General features: G+C 43.0%; 21 protein-coding genes and 1 tRNA gene. 4 read left to right on the forward strand and 18 right to left on the reverse strand.

Annotation, left to right across the window (positions count from 1 at the left end):
• Positions 1-2: 2 nt before the first annotated feature.
• Positions 3-1613: a response regulator gene (locus BK127_RS36250; protein ID WP_076237572.1), complete on the forward strand. Its 1611-nt coding sequence runs from the start codon at positions 3-5 to the stop codon at positions 1611-1613.
• Positions 1614-1709: 96 nt separating this feature from the next.
• On the opposite strand, the gene rpsR is transcribed toward BK127_RS36250, so the two are convergent.
• From rpsR to rpsF, 3 genes are read right to left on the reverse strand one after another with little or no spacing between them, the layout of a single operon-like run.
• Positions 1710-1997 (reverse strand): 30S ribosomal protein S18, encoded by a 288-nt coding sequence (rpsR, locus tag BK127_RS36255; protein ID WP_076237573.1) that lies wholly within the window; start codon positions 1995-1997, stop codon positions 1710-1712.
• Between the two features lie 23 nt (positions 1998-2020).
• The gene (gene ssb, locus BK127_RS36260) at positions 2021-2494 is read right to left on the reverse strand and encodes a single-stranded DNA-binding protein (RefSeq protein WP_076237574.1); all 474 of its coding nucleotides are present in this window, start codon (positions 2492-2494) and stop codon (positions 2021-2023) included.
• A 42-nt stretch (positions 2495-2536) separates the two neighbouring features.
• Positions 2537-2821: a 30S ribosomal protein S6 gene (rpsF, locus tag BK127_RS36265; RefSeq protein ID WP_076237575.1), complete on the reverse strand. Its 285-nt coding sequence runs from the start codon at positions 2819-2821 to the stop codon at positions 2537-2539.
• A gap of 250 nt (positions 2822-3071) precedes the next feature.
• Between rpsF and BK127_RS36270 the strand changes: the two genes are divergently transcribed.
• A complete protein-coding gene (locus BK127_RS36270; protein ID WP_076237576.1) occupies positions 3072-3254 on the forward strand; it encodes a YjzC family protein in 183 nt (60 codons plus the stop codon).
• A 76-nt stretch (positions 3255-3330) separates the two neighbouring features.
• Entirely contained in the window at positions 3331-3579 is a 249-nt protein-coding gene (locus BK127_RS36275; protein ID WP_076237577.1) for a hypothetical protein, read from the forward strand.
• Between the two features lie 568 nt (positions 3580-4147).
• Here the strand turns inward: BK127_RS36275 and BK127_RS36280 are convergent.
• From BK127_RS36280 to BK127_RS36295, 4 genes are all read right to left on the reverse strand, one after another.
• Positions 4148-4238 (reverse strand) — tRNA-Ser (locus BK127_RS36280).
• Positions 4239-4323: 85 nt separating this feature from the next.
• Positions 4324-4545, reverse strand: a complete 222-nt coding sequence (locus BK127_RS36285; RefSeq protein WP_076237578.1) for a DUF951 domain-containing protein — start codon at positions 4543-4545, stop codon at positions 4324-4326.
• Between the two features lies 1 nt (position 4546).
• The gene (locus BK127_RS36290; RefSeq protein WP_076237579.1) at positions 4547-5440 is read right to left on the reverse strand and encodes a mechanosensitive ion channel family protein; all 894 of its coding nucleotides are present in this window, start codon (positions 5438-5440) and stop codon (positions 4547-4549) included.
• Positions 5441-5453: 13 nt separating this feature from the next.
• Positions 5454-5690 carry a putative Se/S carrier protein gene (locus tag BK127_RS36295; RefSeq protein WP_076237580.1) on the reverse strand — a complete coding sequence of 79 codons (237 nt, stop codon included), beginning with the start codon at positions 5688-5690 and terminating at the stop codon, positions 5454-5456.
• Between the two features lie 103 nt (positions 5691-5793).
• On the opposite strand from BK127_RS36295, the gene yyaC reads away from it, so the two are divergent.
• A complete protein-coding gene (gene yyaC / locus BK127_RS36300; RefSeq protein ID WP_076237581.1) occupies positions 5794-6411 on the forward strand; it encodes a spore protease YyaC in 618 nt (205 codons plus the stop codon).
• Here yyaC and BK127_RS36305 read toward each other — a convergent pair.
• The 11 genes from BK127_RS36305 to rnpA form a co-directional block, all read right to left on the reverse strand.
• Positions 6383-6877, reverse strand: coding sequence for a DUF4446 family protein (locus BK127_RS36305; RefSeq protein WP_076237582.1), 495 nt, complete (start codon positions 6875-6877; stop codon positions 6383-6385). The genes yyaC and BK127_RS36305 overlap by 29 nt on opposite strands.
• Positions 6878-6906: 29 nt before the next feature.
• The gene (locus tag BK127_RS36310; protein ID WP_076237583.1) at positions 6907-8064 is read right to left on the reverse strand and encodes an aminotransferase class V-fold PLP-dependent enzyme; all 1158 of its coding nucleotides are present in this window, start codon (positions 8062-8064) and stop codon (positions 6907-6909) included.
• Positions 8065-8234: 170 nt separating this feature from the next.
• Positions 8235-9089: a ParB/RepB/Spo0J family partition protein gene (locus BK127_RS36315; RefSeq protein ID WP_076237584.1), complete on the reverse strand. Its 855-nt coding sequence runs from the start codon at positions 9087-9089 to the stop codon at positions 8235-8237.
• Positions 9082-9843 carry a ParA family protein gene (locus BK127_RS36320; RefSeq protein ID WP_076237585.1) on the reverse strand — a complete coding sequence of 254 codons (762 nt, stop codon included), beginning with the start codon at positions 9841-9843 and terminating at the stop codon, positions 9082-9084. Before BK127_RS36320 ends, BK127_RS36315 begins: the two co-directional genes overlap by 8 nt.
• A gap of 93 nt (positions 9844-9936) precedes the next feature.
• Positions 9937-10752: a nucleoid occlusion protein gene (gene noc, locus BK127_RS36325; RefSeq protein WP_076237586.1), complete on the reverse strand. Its 816-nt coding sequence runs from the start codon at positions 10750-10752 to the stop codon at positions 9937-9939.
• Positions 10753-10904: 152 nt separating this feature from the next.
• Positions 10905-11633, reverse strand: a complete 729-nt coding sequence (gene rsmG / locus BK127_RS36330; protein ID WP_076237602.1) for a 16S rRNA (guanine(527)-N(7))-methyltransferase RsmG — start codon at positions 11631-11633, stop codon at positions 10905-10907.
• 6 nt (positions 11634-11639) lie between these two features.
• The gene (gene mnmG, locus BK127_RS36335; protein WP_076237587.1) at positions 11640-13526 is read right to left on the reverse strand and encodes a tRNA uridine-5-carboxymethylaminomethyl(34) synthesis enzyme MnmG; all 1887 of its coding nucleotides are present in this window, start codon (positions 13524-13526) and stop codon (positions 11640-11642) included.
• 66 nt (positions 13527-13592) lie between these two features.
• Complete coding sequence (gene mnmE, locus BK127_RS36340) at positions 13593-14969, reverse strand: tRNA uridine-5-carboxymethylaminomethyl(34) synthesis GTPase MnmE (RefSeq protein ID WP_076237588.1); 1377 nt, start codon at positions 14967-14969, stop codon at positions 13593-13595.
• Positions 14970-15079: 110 nt separating this feature from the next.
• On the reverse strand, positions 15080-15697 hold the full coding sequence (gene jag / locus BK127_RS36345) for an RNA-binding cell elongation regulator Jag/EloR (RefSeq protein ID WP_076237589.1): 618 nt from the start codon (positions 15695-15697) through the stop codon (positions 15080-15082).
• On the reverse strand, positions 15694-16440 hold the full coding sequence (gene yidC, locus BK127_RS36350; RefSeq protein ID WP_076237590.1) for a membrane protein insertase YidC: 747 nt from the start codon (positions 16438-16440) through the stop codon (positions 15694-15696). Before yidC ends, jag begins: the two co-directional genes overlap by 4 nt.
• A gap of 75 nt (positions 16441-16515) precedes the next feature.
• On the reverse strand, positions 16516-16860 hold the full coding sequence (gene rnpA / locus BK127_RS36355) for a ribonuclease P protein component (protein WP_076237603.1): 345 nt from the start codon (positions 16858-16860) through the stop codon (positions 16516-16518).
• Between the last annotated feature and the right edge of the window lie 45 nt (positions 16861-16905).

The following is a 16905-nucleotide window of genomic DNA, read 5'->3' on the forward strand; positions in this document are numbered from 1 at the left end:
TAATGATTGTGGACGATGAGTATTATTTTCGCAAGCTTCTTATCCATTTGATCGATTGGACTCAGCTCGGATATGTGATTGAGGATGAAGCCGAGAATGGCTCCCAGGCGTTGGAATTGGCACACAACCATCATTATGATTTAATTATCGTTGATATTAACATGCCAGGTATTACAGGACTCGATTTTGTTGAAGCATTAAGAACCGCGAACATCGAGGCCAAAGTCATTTTTATTACAAGCTATGATATTTTTGAGTATGCGAGGGCTGCCGTAAGCTTAGGAGCCTCTTACTATTTGCTGAAGCCGATCGACGAAGATGAACTGATGAAAGCATTAGTCGAAATTCGTGGCGACCTGGACCGGGAATTGGAAGACACCGACTATTTGATAACACTGAAGGAGCAGGCTGAGCGAGCGAAGCCTCTTATCAAGGATCAGTTTGTCCGCCAGCTTTTACTTCATGAGCCTTCCGTTCAACCGGAAATACTAGAGCGTCAAGCCGAGTACTATCACATTCCTATAAGTCCTATTTATGTAGTCATTGTGGCAGAGATTGATCAATTGAACCATCGGTTTAACAAAGAGGAAGAGCGCCAGCTTTGGCGATTTGCGGTCAAAAATATTTTACAGGAAAGTCTGGAGACAGGTGGAGCTTATTGTGAGGTCATTGATGGGGAGGACAACCACGTTGTTGTTTTGACCGGCTTCCCACAGATTACAGACTCCGAGCTTTACACCCTTTGCGAGCATGCCCGAACCTTTATTGATCATAGAATGAAACTTCGCATTACTTTGGCTTTTGGTCAAACGTATGAAAGCTTGAGTCAGGTACACCTTTCCTATTCAGAAAGTGTTCATGCTTTAAAGCAAAAGTTCATCAATGGGGGCAATCAGGTTATTGCCTATACCCATGATCATATCAGCTCAGAGGATGCCATATTTTCTCCGCCTCTGAATCGGGTTGAATGGCTTAGGGTCATTCGTCAAAGAAATCGTGAAGAAGTGGTTCTTAAAGTCGATGAAAGCTGTATGGAGCTTATCAACAATCGTGCGAGTAAAGAAACGGCGTTGTTTGTTTTGATGGAATGTATTTCTCTGGGCAACACAGCCATCCTGGAGCAAGGTGGGACTCTTCCTGTCGGCTGGATGACAGACCGCCACCCTTTGTTTCAGCAAATGCATGGTCTGGAGACCGTTACCAGTATGCAACAGTGGCTTGTTACTTTTTTTGATGACATTGTATTTAGAGAGCTGGATGATCAGCTGCCGCGCCGAAGAGGCTCTGACATTGTGTTCAAAGCAACAGAATATATCGAAAAGCAGTTCTCGCAGGAGTCCGTCACCTTGCAGCAAGCCGCGCGGGAATTATCCGTGAATCCGAGTTATTTAAGCCATATTTTCAAGAAGGAAACAGGGAAATCCTTTATTGAATTTTTGACAGATGTGCGGCTGGATAAGGCCATGGAATTGTTGAAGGATGTTCCTCATGGAACATCGGTATCGCTCAAGATCGTCGACGTTTCACAAAGTGTAGGTTATGCCGATCCCTATTATTTCAGTAGATGCTTCAAAAAGAAGTTTGGGGTTGTACCAAGTAAAATCCTGTTATAAAAACTCAATCCTACGTCCTTCATATATGTAAAAAACACAAAAGCTGCCTCCGAGTCATTACGACTTGGGGACAGCTCTTTTTTTGGGAATCGTTACCTATTCCGTTGTGTATGGCAGCAATGCGATTTGACGCGAGCGTTTGATCGCAATTGTCAATGCACGTTGGTATTTAGCAGAAGTACCTGTTACACGGCGTGGAAGAATCTTACCACGTTCGCTAACAAATTTCTTCAGAGTTTCGATATCCTTATAGTCAATGTGAGTAATTTTATTCACAGTGAAGTAACATACTTTACGACGTTTTCCGCCTTTGCCACCCTTACGGCCGCCAAATTTGCGTTCGCCACGTTCTTCGCTATTGTTATCTCTTCTTTGAAAACCCATTCGTTTATTCAGTCCTTTCTACGTCAAAATGGCAAATCATCATCGGAAATATCAATCGGTTTTCCGTCATCCTGAAATGGATCTTGATTGTTGTCGCGCGGTCCAGCATTACGCTGTTGACCATAGCCTTGATCTTGACGGCCGCCCATTCCTTCTTCACGATTTCCTCCACCACTATTGGAAGATTCCAGGAAACGTACATTATCAGCAACGACTTCCGTCACGTATACGCGGCGACCTTCGTTATTGTCATAGTTACGCACCTGCATTCTGCCTTCTACTGCGGCAAGTCTACCTTTACGCAGATAGTTGGCACATGTTTCAGCAAGCTGACGCCATGTCACAACAGGGATAAAGTCTGCTTCCCGTTCCTTCTGTTGGTTCGCATAAGGACGATCCACAGCTAGTGTAAACGTAGTTACAGCTACTCCCGCAGGAGTATAACGTAATTCAGGGTCTTTAGTAAGCCTTCCGATCAGAATCACACGATTTAGCAATCTAAACCCTCCCAGCATGTCAATTACAGCATTTCGTACTGTTTACGCTACATCTTGTGTGATCAGGAAACGAATGATTTCATCAGAAATCTTCATTACACGATCAAGCTCGGTCAATACCGTATTGTTAGCGTTGAACTTAACTAACACATAATGGCCATCACGATGCTTGTTGATCTCATACGCAAGACGGCGCTTACCCATTACATCATGCTTCGTAATTTCTCCACCGTTGTTGATGATGTTTTGAAACTTTTCAACCGTAGCCTGAACAGCTTCTTGTTCGATATCCGGACGAATGATATACATAATCTCATATTTGCGCATGGTTTCACCTCCTTTTGGACTAAACGGCTCCACAGATCGACAATGGTCAATCGGAGCAAGGAGCGAGCAATTAAATAGTATTCAAAACTCGCACTGTAATACTATATCAAAACGTGAGGACAATAACAAGTGCAAGTTCAAATGCTTCTTCTTAATGTCCCCAAAAGGGATAGTTGGCAATATTTATCGTCATGACTTGATGCCTTGCTGGACATTCTATCTATATACTTCGTAAGGAGGTCTAACAACGATGGGCGAATGGCGTCAATTCAGTCCAGGTGATACAGCTCCCAATGATGGGAAGTACATCGAGGTCGGAGAAAATGATTTTCACATGGGCATCAATGATCCCCAAATCATTACCTTGGTGAAAGGTGAGGCTTTCCCGCAAACCTCCAACCATAACCGCAAGTGGATACGTAGAAAAGCATAGGTCAAGCCCTCTACACCCACGCACACGGCCTTAAAGGGGGTGTAGAGGCCCATAACAACATTAAAGGAGCATCCTTATGAGATACACATACACCCTGCTCTTGACAGCTATAGGAGCCGCACTGTGCCTGATGCACATGATTGGCCACGATTCGGACCCTGTCTATATGATTTTTTACAGTCTTAGCGTCCCCGCCTGGATTTACTCTTTATTTACCTACACCAGAGTTAGCATGACTCTTCTCTATACTACGACTATTTTATCGTGGACTCTTATTGGCTACGTGATCGATCGTTTGTCATGGAGAAAAAGAGTTCGGCATTAGCTCCGTCGGTTTTTTATCTTGTTGAGAAGGATAATCGTTCTCATTTACTTATTTTTTATAACAAGCTTTACTTTAGTAAGTAAGTGTTATATACTTAACAATATGAAAAACCAAATAGGCAGGAGGCTACACAAATGGGTAAATGTGCATGTGGTAACACTCAAAACACGGAAGGCAACTGCGACGGATCTCACGCTAAGAAAGACAGCAAGTAATCAATAGCAGCTAGCAGCTGTATCCTCTTCAAAGGCTGCAGCACAAAAACGACCACGGATCTTTATGATCTGTGGTCGTTTTTGTGCTGCAATCTCATTTTTCATCATTGTGGATTCATTTTGTGGATATGTGAATAGGTAGCTGGATTCCTTGTTTAGTCCGGTTATCCACATGTGTACAACATCATGCTTTATGTTATCCCCAATGTTAACAAGTTCGGATGACTTCAAAGATATTCACAACGGGACAAAAAAAGCCTTTCACGACCTGAATCGTAAAAGACTTCTTTATACTTATTTAGCTTATGTACCTTGCCGTATATGAACCGCACGCAGCGGACCTTAAACGAAAATGGCGGAAAGAGTGGGAGTCGAACCCACGCACGCCTTGCGACGCCTAACTGATTTCGAGTCAGCCCCCTTGGACCACTTGGGTACCTTTCCATGAAAATCGGACAATTGCTATTGTATCACAGCCAAGAGATACTTTGCAACCCCCTGGCTGGATTTTTTTATTGGAGCTTTGGATCTAATCCTCACCCTCACGGGAAGCAGCTTCCGGATTGGAGCGCAGCACCTTTTTCAGCTTACTTTCAAATTTGGCACGAGGCACGAGTACGCTGTGCTTACAGCCTACGCATTTGATACGGATGTCCATGCCCAGACGAATGACCTCCATCTCGTTGGTCCCGCAGGGATGCGGCTTCTTCATCTGCACAATATCCCCCAATTGATACTGCTTTCTTTCCATGCTATTCCCCCCTTGAGCTAGCCACTTCCAGGCGATATTTGTCCAACGCCTTTTTCACCTCTGCGTTAAGCTCGCGTGATATTTGCAGCTGGCTATTAGGCTTGCATTCGACCGTTGTTCGAATAATGATCTCTGAAGCGCTTAACGTTTGTACGCCCAATACCTCTGGCTCCTTGACCATATTCACGTTATTTTCGTAATTTTTCATAACGGTATCTTTCAACACCTGTATCGCATTGTCTATATTCATATCTGCCGGGATCGACACATCTACAACGGCAATCGAGTTATTGACTGAAAAATTAGTTACCTGCGTAATCGTACCATTCGGAATAATATGAACCTCACCCGTCCAGCTTCTAACCCGAGTGATCCTGAGTCCGATTTCTTCAACTGTACCTTTGTAAGTGCCGGTTTGAATAACATCCCCAACAGCAAATTGATCTTCGAAGATGATAAAAAATCCGGTTATGACGTCTTTCACCAAGCTCTGTGCCCCAAATCCGATAGCTAGGCCCACTACTCCGGCACCGGCCAATAATGGCTCCAAACGAATCCCAAATTGATTCAGAACCATCAAGATCATAATAAAGTTGACGACATATGAAGTAATATTGCCCAGCAGCTTGCCAATCGTTTTGGTACGTCTACGATCCAGATTCAATGGATTGCGTTCCCGTTCCACCATTACATGCTCTAGAGCCTTGTTGGCCAGCTTAATAATGATTCTTGCACCTAATAATATAAAGGTTACCTTTACAAGAATGAGGATAAATCCTGTCCATACCGCAGGGTCAGCAATGTATTGGAACAATTGATCGCCAAGCTTCTCCCAGGATGATATTACCGAAGCTGCGCTCTCTCCTGTCAGGTATGATATGTGCCATTGCTTCATCTGTCAAACCACCTTATACCTCAACATAATAGTCTTCTTTTTTCATATAAATACCACGGATCTCTACATTTTCTTCGCTCACAATTTGCTTCACTTGGTCCAGGTCGTCCTCAGGGAATTCCAATGACAATGCACAGCCTGCCGTAATCTGTTTGGGAGTCGGACACATATCGTTTTCAATGTCAGCATATTCTAGCAGCATCTCGGCACGCAGCGCCTGCTGTGTGGAGTCAAATGCCATCAGCAGCATGTGGATTCCTCCCCCATTATTTATGGAGTTACGTATAAATTACCATCACTATCCGTATACTAATAAAAATATCATTCTTTCATAAAGATACGGAGGTTATAAGATGACATTGCCTTTTCGTAGAGAGATTGCAAGCCCTCAAATGATTGAAAATATTAAGGTATTACATTCAGACCTTAACACGATTGACACGCTCGCAGAAAGACTTTATTCGATATTGGGACAAATCCCCAGTCATCAGCCCATCCTCATCATTTGCGTAGGTACAGATCGTTCTACAGGCGATTCGTTAGGACCTCTGGTTGGCTCATATTTGGAAAAACAAAACCTGCATGGCGTCCACCTCTATGGGACACTCGATCAACCCGTACACGCTGTAAATTTAAAGGATACACTCGAGTCTATCCAGCAGCTCCACCATAACCCCTTTATTATAGCCATTGATGCTTGTTTAGGACAGCTGGCAAGTGTAGGCTGCATCCAAATCGGTAACGGCCCTGTCAAGCCCGGTGCAGGCGTTAATAAGGATCTCCCACCAGTCGGCAATATGCACATAACAGGCATTGTTAATGTTGGCGGATTTATGGAGTACTTTGTGCTGCAAAACACAAGACTTAGCCTGGTCGTAAATATGGCCGAGGTTATTGCACAATCGTTTCAGGTCGCGCTCAGCAGCCTCAATCGGTTCACTGCTACTTCTTTTGCCCAGATCGAAGGATAGCTTCCTTTTCCTCCGGTGAAAGCATGTATTTGGAAATCCCACGCTCTAGCGGCTTGGCAAATACATAGGTTTCATCCCGATTATGAATACCTGATATGACCACACCGTCCTGCTCATCATCCACTAATGCAATAGAAAAGCTCTGGTCGCTGCCGCTCTCTGCAAAAGCATTGAAGCGGTAGACGCCCAAATTTGATTTCATTTTTTTCATTTGGCCTACGATAGCATCCATTTGCTGCTGTGCATTGTCTGTCTCCTGCTTTAACACCGCATTGTTTTGTTGAATTTCTATCAGTGTCTCCTCGACGTTCAGCGTTCCACTGCCATTCAGCATACTCAGATACATTTTGCGAAGCTTGTTTAACTTGCTCCATAATATAATAACCACAATCAAAAATACAAGAATAAGGACGGAGCATGCCAAAAGAAGCAGTCTCGCGTCTAATAATTGTACCAGATTTTCCATGTTAATTCCCCCTGCAAGTCTGTCTAGCTTTATGATTTCATATGCTTGGCAATTTCCTTGACGGCTGTAACCAGTCGATCCACTTCTTCATCCGTTGTAAAATAACCGACACTTGCCCGTACCGCACCACGTTCAAGAGTTCCTGCAGCTTCGTGAGCAAGCGGTGTGCAGTGATAACCGGCACGAACCGCAATATTAAAGGTTTGATCGAGAATAAAAGCAACTTCAGAGGAATCCGTTTGATGAATAGTAAAAGAAACGATACCGGTTTTATTTTGCCCAAGATCCGGCCCTAATAGCTGTACCCCTTCAATCTCCATTAACGCTGACATGAGCTGCTGCGTCTGAGCCCATTCTTTGCCATGTATTTGTGCTACTGTTTCTTTCAGCACGAACTTCACACCTTCTCCTAACCCCGCAATACCAACTGTGTTCTGTGTACCCGACTCATATCGATCCGGACGCACGTTCGGCTGCTCAATCATTTCTGACTGACTGCCTGTACCTCCAAATAGCAGCGGCTCCAGCTCCAGCTCCGGTTCTATGTATAATCCGCCAGTCCCTTGTGGTCCCAACAAGCTCTTGTGTCCGGGAAAACCCAGCATGTGAATGCCCATCTTCCCAACATCGATATCAAGGGTTCCAGCTGACTGCGCCGCGTCCACTAACAATTTAATCCCATTTTTTTTGCAAAGCTCACCTAACTCTGCTACAGGCAGTATGCTGCCAAGTAAATTCGAGCTGTGACTGCATACCATAAGCGAAGTCCGATTCGTAACCGCTTCTTTGACTTTATCAAGGCTAAGCTCGCCTTTGGAATTGGTTTGCACATAAGTAATCTGAACACCACGCGTTTTTTTCACATATTCAAGAGGTCTGCGGACCGAATTATGCTCTACCGATGTACATATCACATGATCTCCCTCTTTTAGGAAACCAAGAATTGCCTGATTTAGCGCCATCGTGGTGTTTAATGCAAACGAAATATCATTTGGATTTTTGATTTTAAATAGCTTAGCCAATTGTTTACGAGTTTCAAATAAAATCCGGCTTGCTTTCACAGCCATTTGATGACTGCCTCTCCCCGGATTGGCTGCAGCATGCAGCATACACTCCTGCATCGCCAGCAATACTTCTGGCGGCTTAGGCCAGGATGAAGCGGCATGATCGAAATAAGCAACGTTCAACCGAAACACTCTCCTTCACAAAAAGTAGCATACCTATTCTGCCCAAGCGAGATGGCAATAATCAGGTATGCTACCTATGTTATCATGATTGATTTCACACTGAACCATTTCTAAAGGTTGTTCAAAAAGTCCCCTTTTGATCACGAAGTCACACAGGAAGCTTACAACATTTAAGAGATTTTACCTTGCAGGATCTCTAACAGCCTGTTCAAATCATCTTTGGAGTAATACAGCAATTCGATCTTGCCTTTATTATTGTTATGCTTAATTTTTACCGTTGTACTATATAATTCTCTTAAGTTTTCTTCCAGTTCATTGATATAAGGATCACTCTTTTTCGACTTGGATTTAGCTTTAGCCGTTTCCGGTTTATCCTCAAGTCGTTTAACTTCTTCTTCCAGCTCACGAACGCTCCACTGCTCTTTAATTGATTTTTCAGCTAAAGCACGAATCAACTTCGCATCCTTCAAACCAATAATGGCTTTTGCGTGACCCATCGAAAGTGTTCCACGTGAAACATACTGTTTTACCTCATCAGGTAATTGCAGTAATCTCAAAAAATTAGCAATATGCGATCTACTTTTCCCAACTTTAACGGATAACTCTTCTTGAGTCAAAGAAAATTGGTCAATTAAAGCCTGATAGGCGATAGCGATCTCCAAAGCATTCAAATCTTCCCTTTGCAGGTTTTCAATAAGAGCAATTTCCATTACTTGTTGATCCGTAAACTTCTTTATAACTGCAGACACGGTAGCTAACCCGCATACTTGAGAGGCTCTGAATCGACGCTCGCCTGCAATAATTTCATATCCCTTCAAAACACTTCTTACAATAATCGGTTGAATAATCCCATGCTCCTTAATAGAAGCAGCCAGCTCATTGATCGATTCATCATTAAAATTTCTGCGAGGCTGATAAGGACTCGGTCTGAGCTGTGATAATGGAATTTCCATTACCTTATCATCATCATTAATACTAAGCGCAGGAAGAAGTGCATCTAATCCTTTTCCAAGACGTTTACTCAAAACTGATCACTTCCTTCGCAAGTTCCATATACACTTCAGCACCTTTAGAACGAGGATCATAGGTTATTATCGACTGACCATGGCTCGGCGCCTCACTCAGCCTGACATTACGTGGAATAATGGTTTTATATACTTTTTGTTGGAAATATTTCTTAACCTCTTCAATCACCTGCATACCCAAATTCGTTCTGGCGTCAAACATCGTTAACAATACGCCTTCGATCTGCAGCGTTGTGTTCAAATGCTTTTGCACCAAACGAACCGTATTCAACAGCTGACTTAATCCCTCCAACGCATAATACTCGCATTGAATGGGAATAATAACCGAATCGGCAGCAGTCAAAGAATTAACGGTAAGAATGCCAAGTGACGGTGGGCAATCGATCAATATATAATCAAATAAATGTTTAACCAGCTGCAAAGACTTTTTCAATCTCACTTCACGGGAGATCGTAGGAACTAATTCAATCTCAGCACCTGCCAGTTGAATCGTAGCTGGAATGATTTTCAAATTCGGTATGTTCGTATCGACCATAACATCTTTAGGGTGAATATCGTTGATAATCATATCATAGATACAATAAACAACATCGGCTTTATTAATACCGATACCACTTGTCGTGTTTCCTTGAGGATCAATATCGACGAGCAGTACCCGCTTGCCTAATGCTGCCAGTGAAGCACCCAAATTTACCGATGTAGTCGTTTTACCAACCCCACCCTTTTGATTTGTAATTGCAATAATCTTAGCCAAAATCTGTTCACCTCAGTATCTAAATGAAAAACATACACACGAAATCTGCCCCTTAACGCAAAGCTGCATAACAAAGAAGTTTGGAACAAACAATTATTTTTTAGGAATTTTGATAACTATTTCGTAGTGATCCTCATAATCTTGCTCCGAGGTATTAATTTGCAGACCTGAAGACGTGACCATATCCACGGATTGTCTAATCGTGTTTAAAGCCAACCGAACATCCTTGGAGAAGGATACACGTTTTGTTTTTTTGACTGCAACTACTTCTTTTAAAAGCTGTATTCTCGCTTCTGTTTGTTTAACATTTAACTCCTTGGTAATAATTTCATCCAAAACTTTCTGCTGCAGCTCTTCCTGGCTTAATGATAATAAAGCACGCGCATGCCTCTCCGTGATTTTTCGTTCCATTAAAGCCTGCTTAACAGGCTCACTTAGATTTAACAGACGGATTTTGTTAGCTATCGTGGACTGACTTTTCCCGATTCGTTGAGCAAGACTTTCTTGCGTCAAATGATGCAAGTCGATAAGCTGCTGATAAGCGCTAGCCTCTTCAATCGCAGTAAGGCCTTCACGCTGCAAATTTTCAATTAATGCAATAGATGCAGCTTGCGAATCATTGAAATCGCGAACAATAGCAGGAATCGTATCCAGTCCGAGCTTTGTAACGGCTCTCCATCTGCGTTCCCCAGCAATCAACTCATACACATTATTCCGAATTCGAACAATGATAGGCTGTATAACTCCGAGGGTTTTAATGGTTTGACACAATTCTTCAATCCGCTCATCATCAAAAATAGTTCTGGGCTGATATGGACTTGGGACAATATCTTGGATGGAAATATTTCTAATTTCATCTGACGATGATTTTTCCGTAAATCCAAACAATTTCGAAAGTTGTTCCTTCATTCAATTACCATCCGATCTTTATTTGCATCAAAGTTTACCCAGACATCTGCATTGCCTTACTATTAAATATTCTCTAGTAATATCCTTTTTCCTGCCAGCCCGAGGCCAACTATATGAATATATCTTATAATTAATATGTTCTACGTGGAACATTATTTGATCAATGGCGTTTTCAATGGCGTACCTGCCTTACGCGGGTATGATTTCGGAGTAGGCGCAAACTTCCGTATAAACAATAGATTTCTGGAGGAATGTTCTGCGTCAGGTAATTCCAAACTTCGGGTGTAAATATATTTGCCACGAAGTTCATTCAAACTGTAGGAAGAATCCTCCAGTTCCTGTTGAAAATCGCTTCCTTTCATCGCTACAAAAGTACCGTTAACTTTAACAAAAGGCAAGCAAAGCTCATTCAACCCGGCCAACTTTGCGACTGCTCTCGCTGTTACAAGATCATATCGATCCCGATGCTCCGGCAGCCGCGCAATATCCTCAGCCCTGCCATGAACACAGCTTACATCACTCAGCCCCAATGCAGCAGTCAAATGATTTAAAAATTGAATTCGTTTATTTAAAGAATCGACGATTGTCACTTTCATATGTGGAAACATGATTTTCAGAGGAATACTTGGGAATCCTGCACCAGAGCCAATGTCGGCCATCTGCGTCACATCACGCATCGAAACAAAAAAAGAAACTGACAGAGAATCGTAAAAATGTTTTACGTATACTTCTTCTCTATCAGTTATACCAGTCAAATTCATTTTTTCATTCCAAGTAACAAGCTCATGAAAGTAAGTTTCAAATTGAGACAATTGATGCTCGCTTAATTCTATATTTTTCATGGCCAATTGTTCTCGGAAACGGGTTTGTATCAGATCCATTGTCATCTATCCTCTAGCCGCCAATACTCGGTTATAGTGTTCCAGGTGAACTAGTAGTACGGAAATATCTGCTGGCGTTACACCAGACATTCGGGATGCCTGACCAATCGAAAGTGGGCGAATTTTCATTAGCTTTTGTTTGGCCTCTGTTGCAATTCCGTATACTTCTTCATAATTAATATCGTCCGGAATTTTCTTTTTCTCCATCTTGCGAAGTCGTTCTACTTGAATTAATTGTTTATCAATATACCCTGCATATTTGATTTGTATTTCGACCTGCTCCGTTACTTCATCGGATAGCTCAATAGGTGCTGGAGACATCTGGTGAATATGTGCATAAGCTACCTCTGGACGTCGCAACAAGGAAAGCAGATCGATCGCGTTATTCACTTCCGCACTGCCTATCGAAATCAAAAGCTCCTGGATGTCTGCCGGCTTCACTTTAACCGATTTTAAACGCTCCACTTCTTCCTCGATAAGACGTACCTTTTCAAGGAAACGCTGATGACGCGCCTCGGGAATTAATCCAATTTTATAGCCAATCGGCGTTAGTCTTTGGTCTGCATTATCATGTCTGAGCAGCAAACGGTATTCGGCACGTGAAGTCAGCAATCGATAAGGCTCGTTAGTCCCCTTTGTCACGAGGTCATCGATCAATACGCCGATATAGCCTTCAGAGCGATCCAGTACAATCGCTTCTTCGCCTTGTACCTTGCGGGCTGCATTGATCCCGGCCATAACACCCTGACCAGCTGCTTCTTCATATCCGGACGTGCCATTGATTTGTCCAGCTGTAAATAAGCCGGCAACAGCTTTTGTTTCCAACGATGGTTTCAGCTGTGTTGGAACAACCGCATCATATTCAATCGCATAACCTGTTCGCATCATTTCAACCTTTTCCAGTCCAGGTATCGAACGAAGTATGCTTAACTGCACATCCTCAGGCATACTCGTAGACAAGCCTTGAACATAATACTCTGAAGTGTTGCGTCCTTCCGGCTCAAGAAAAATTTGATGCTTTGGCTTATCATTAAATCGAACGATTTTATCTTCAATGGAAGGGCAATAACGGGGCCCCGTTCCTTCAATTGCGCCAGAGAACATAGGAGCCCGATGCAAATTATCTGTAATAATTTGATGGGTTTGCTCCGTCGTATAAGTCAGCCAGCAAGGCAATTGATCAGGTATTTCCTCAGTGGAATCAAAACTGAAAAATCGCACCTTTTCATCCCCTGGTTGAATAACGGTTTGACCAAAATCAATCGAGTCCTTGTGTACACGCGGAGGTGTCCCTGTTTTAAAACGAACAAGCTCGAGACCATGCTCTCGCAGGGAATGAGACAACTTGACAGCAGGCTGCTGATTGTTCGGCCCACTCTCATACATCAATTCACCCATAATAATTTTGCCGCGCAAATACGTTCCGGTTGTCACAACCACTGCTTTCGCCAAATATTGTGCGCCTGTTTTGCTGATGACACCTTTACAGACACCATCCTCAACAATCAATTCTTCAACCAAACCTTGACGAAGGGTCAGCTTCGGTTCATTTTCCATCGTTTGCTTCATTGTGTGCTGATATAGGAATTTGTCTGCTTGTGCACGCAGTGCATGTACAGCCGGACCTTTTCCTGTATTCAGCATCCGCATTTGTATATAAGTTCTATCAATATTACGACCCATCTCTCCACCGAGAGCATCAATCTCACGCACAACGTGACCTTTAGCCGGACCACCTATGGAAGGATTACATGGCATAAACGCAACCATATCCAGGTTGATCGTAATCATCAATGTTTCACAGCCCATTCTTGCTGCCGCCAAAGCCGCCTCACAGCCGGCATGACCCGCGCCAACAACTATGACATCATAATTTCCTGCAATATAACTCATTATAAACCTCCTTAAATCGTTGTATTAGAATCGCTTACCCGAGTAAGCGAAATTGAAAGTATAACTTTATTTACCGAGACAAAACTGCGAAAATATTTGATCGATCAACGATTCACCGACAGAATCACCAATAATTTCACCCAGGTATTCCCAAGCATTACGAATATCAATTTGAATCAAATCTATCGGGACCCCAGCACCAGCAGCCTCAAAAGCATCATCTATCGCGATTTTCGCTTTTTTCAACAAAGCTATATGACGTACATTACTTACATAGGTCTGATCGTTTAATTCTACCTGCCCACTGAAAAATAGGCTAGCTATAGCTTTTTCCAAATCAGCAATCCCCTGCTGTTCCAGAAGCGACATCATGACAATACGCTCAGCTGGAAAATGGCCAGCCAGTATGTCATTCTCAATCTGCTGCGGCAAATCAAGCTTATTCACGATTACGATGGTTTGCTTATCCTTCAGCTGCTCGATCAAGCTCAGCTCATCAGACTCCAGCTTTTCCGAACCGTTGAACACGAGCAAAATCAGATCCGCATCCGCTAGAGCGCCTTTCGATTTCTCCACACCAATTCGCTCAACAATATCCGAGGTTTCCCGAATGCCGGCTGTATCCAGCAGCTTCAATGGAATACCATTAACCGTAACGAACTCTTCGATAACATCACGCGTTGTCCCTGGAATTTCAGTGACGATAGCTCTATTTTCCTGGGCAAGTGCATTCATGAGCGAAGATTTTCCGACATTGGGTTTCCCGATAATCGCGGTAACAATACCTTCACGCAAAATTTTACCCTGATTCGCCGTATTCAGCAATTGCTCGATCTTTCCAAGCGCCTGGGTACAACTGTTGGTTATAAAAGCATTGGTCATCTCTTCCACATCATGCTCTGGATAATCGATATTGACCTCGATATGAGCCATCAATTCCACTAGATTATGTCGCAGCAGTTTGATATTCGTAGAGAGACTGCCCTCTGCCTGCTTCAAGGCAATACGATGGGCACGATCCGATTTGGCTCGAATTAAATCAATGACTGCCTCTGCCTGTGACAGATCAATACGTCCATTCAAATAGGCACGCTTTGTAAATTCACCTGGCTCTGCCAATCGTACCTGCTGCTCTAACAGCAGATCGAGCACTTTTTTCACCGAAATAAATCCGCCGTGACAGCTAATCTCCACCACATCTTCCATGGTGAACGATTTGGGTGCTTTCATGACTGTGACCAACACCTCATCCACTCGTTCCAGTGTGAGCGGATGCTTAATAAAACCATAATGAACCGTATGTGAAGGCACTACACCTAATTCGCTTTTGCCAAAAAAAATGCGATCCGCCGCCGCAACCGCCTCATCGCCACTTATGCGTATAACGGCAATACCTCCCTCTCCCATTGGAGTGGAGATAGCAGCAATCGTATCCTGGATCATAATTCACACCTCAACTTCTTATATCTTATTCTTAGCAATTTCGAACTTAAAGAAAATCTATTAAAAAAAAGCAATGAGTCATAACGATGACATCATTGCAGCAGTTCACCTTATCTGAATACGATTACGACTCTTCGATTCGGTTCCTCACCTCTACTGAACGTACGGACCTTGGCATGATCCTGCAGTTGGGCATGAATCACCTTCCGCTCATGTGGTGACATCGGTTCGAGAATAACCTCTTTTTTGGTTCGAATGACTCTCTCTGCCAATCGATCGGCTAATTCCTCTAACGTTTTTTTCCGGCGCTCCCGAAAATTTTCCGCATCCAGTACGATTCGCATATGAGTGCTTGAATATCGATTAGCTACAATATTCATTAAATATTGCAGGGCATCCAAGGTTTGTCCTCTTCTGCCAATCAGTATCCCCAGATCAGCCCCATATAGATGAAGCTCCAAATTTTCGTTATCCAGCTTTTTTTCAATTCTGACTTCAAGCTTCATGGTACGAAAGACATCCTGTAAAAAATAAATGGTTTCTTCAACAGCATCAGGAATAAGCTCCAGTTCAACTTTCGCATCCCTGGTTCCTATTAGGCCAAACAACCCTCGAGAGGGTTGTTCAAGCACAACAATTTTTACCCGATCCTCCGTGGTATTCCATTGACGAAGGCCATTTTGCACGGCCTCCTCAATCGATTTACCCGTAACCAACAATTTTTTCATTTTGTCAGGCCACCCTTATTGTTTTGAGGTTCTTTCGGTTTTTTATAAATAAAGTAGGATTGTACGATTGTAAACGTATTACTGAATACCCAATACAATGGAAGGGCAGCAGCAAAATTCATTGCCATAACGAAAATCAAAACCGGGAAAATGAACATCAGATTTTGCATTTGTGGAGTCATTTGCGATGACATCATCTTCTGTTGGAAGAAGGTAGTGACCGCAGCGAGTAACGGTAGAATATAGTAAGGATCTTTTGTTCCCAATTGAAGCCAGAGGAAGGAATGCTCTGCAATCGAGTGGTTTCGCATAATCGCGTTATATAAAGCAATCAGGATCGGCATCTGCACAATTAGCGGAAAACAACCGGCTAATGGATTAACACCATTGCTTTGAAACAGCTTCATTGTTTCTTCCTGCTGCTTTTTGGCATCGTCCTTGTATTTCTCTTTCAACTTTTTGAGCTCAGGCTGTAAATCCTGCATCCGTTTGGAGCTTTTGTACTGCTTCAGCGTAAGCGGTAATATAATCAAACGAATAATAATGGTTACAACCAATATGGACAATCCGTACTGTCCCCATAGTGCTGCCGCAAACCAATCCAAAACATCAGCCAAAGGACCTACGAAATACTTGTCCCAAAAACTATTGGTAGGGTCGATTTTAGTTGTTGCCGGCGTACATCCAGCAAGCAGTAAAAAGACGAAAAAAAGCGGCCAATATTTAGCTAATCGACGGGTCAAAATGAAATCCTCCTAAATGTTCTTTTCCAATAATAAACTATAGCATATCTCACCCCAAAAAAGAAATGCAGCTTTCTACTTTCTTATAAGTAAAGAGCCGCGCATTAACACATGCAAAATACATTTTTCCATTTCCTTATATTTCATCCCGACTACGGGTTTGCGAGCAATCAATATGAAGTCATAGCCACCCATTACTTTGGGGGCATTCAGACGGACAATTTCCTTGATCATGCGGCGAATCCGGTTACGAACTACGGCATTACCCAGCTTTTTGCTGACCGAGATTCCCAGGCGAAAGGATGGCTGCCGAGCCCGGGTATAGGAATAGAGCACAAACTGGTGGTTAGCCACCGACTTTCCTCCGCGATATACCTTGTCAAAATATTCTCTCTTCGTTAGACGATGTTCTTTATCCACATTCAGCTCTCCATTACTTCCGGATCGTTGCGACTTGATTCCATT

This window comes from Paenibacillus sp. FSL H7-0331 (assembly GCF_001956045.1).